The organism is Paenibacillus popilliae ATCC 14706 (assembly GCF_000315235.1).
Taxonomy (GTDB): domain Bacteria; phylum Bacillota; class Bacilli; order Paenibacillales; family Paenibacillaceae; genus Paenibacillus_B; species Paenibacillus_B popilliae.
The window spans coordinates 1-1243 of sequence record NZ_BALG01000270.1 but is presented as its reverse complement, the minus strand read 5'-3'; the positions used below and the strand labels follow the sequence as shown (position 1 = coordinate 1243).

The following is a 1243-nucleotide window of genomic DNA, read 5'->3' as shown; positions in this document are numbered from 1 at the left end:
TAGGTGTAAAGGAGTACTCTATTCGCACTATAGTTGAAATAACAGATTAACAGACCCCGCCCGCACCTCTCATCGATGTGTAACAGGGCGGGCCAATTTTTTTGACGCAAAAAGAGCCGTGGGGCGAACACCCTTAACGGCTCTTTTTGCGTCTGTATGTAAAATCGCTGATTGCATTTTTATCATCTCCCCTTGACAAATCCTTGCTGCAACCGTCTTACCAAAATACATGTTTTTTTGCAACCTAACCCGTCTAAAAATGATAAGAGCCCCAGGACTACTCCTGAGGCTCTGTGTCTATAACTAACAACTCGTTTATGTCGCAATCAAAATATGCACACAACTTGTACAACAAATCGCGTGGGAACTGTTTGGACTCATCATTATACATTTGCCGCACCGTCTCGTAACGGTAATCAATGTCTCGTGCAATCTGGCGGATACCTACCCCCCTGCTCTCAGCAAGTACTCTTAAGTTTGATCGAACGCCCATAATACCACCTCGTTACAAATATATAACGGCACGAAAAAAGTGTCAAATAAGTATTGACTCTAAAATAGTGTCATGGTATATTATAGATGTGGATGACACGAAAATAGTGTCAGAAACAGATTGGAGGTGAAGGACGTGAAAGATTTGGTACAACTGATTACGGCAATCATACAGTGCTTTACAGCGTACTTAATTCTCAAGTCTAGCCGTAAAAAGTAAAAAGGTACTTACCGATGCGCCCCACGCAAACGTTAAGTACCGGGGAGGTCGTCAAGCACGACGGCCTCCTTACCAAAATCTTATCACAGCCTTCACCTCACAACAATATACAGGAGGATGGACAAGCCATGCAATTCATTACTTGGACATTCATTGTTGTAGCATTCGTCATTAGCATCGTGGCTTTAGTGGCTGTATTAAAAAAAAATCGGAGGTAATCCCATGAGGGCCATATGTACGACAGTGACACGGAGTGGCAAAGTCAAATCAGTAACCGGCAAGGTACTACAACGGGGACTTGGAGTAATAACGATCGTGCTGACAAACAAGGATGGGACACAAAGCATTCGACGTTTTGACGAGTCTAAGTACACAGTTAAAGTATTTGATTAATGCAGGGGCTTCGGCCCCTCTCACACCGCCTGACGAGTCCCGGAGAGTCCCGGACGGAACGGGACGAAACCTAGCCGCATCTAGCGGCTACGGTCGCGGATATCCGCCTACACGGTTGTCATGCATAGCAACCGTTTC

At 45.1% G+C, this 1243-nt stretch carries 1 protein-coding gene; it reads right to left on the bottom strand.

All coding sequences use genetic code 11. The features are described from left to right. Positions 1 to 277 precede the first annotated feature (277 nt). On the bottom strand, positions 278 to 493 hold the full coding sequence (locus PPOP_RS15970; protein WP_006287633.1) for a helix-turn-helix domain-containing protein: 216 nt from the start codon (positions 491 to 493) through the stop codon (positions 278 to 280). Between the last annotated feature and the right edge of the window lie 750 nt (positions 494 to 1243).

What these genes read in the sequence shown, in the direction of transcription:
- PPOP_RS15970 (WP_006287633.1), bottom strand. Translation starts at nt 493, where the DNA reads ATGGGCGTTCGATCAAACTTAAGAGTACTTGCTGAGAGCAGGGGGGTA.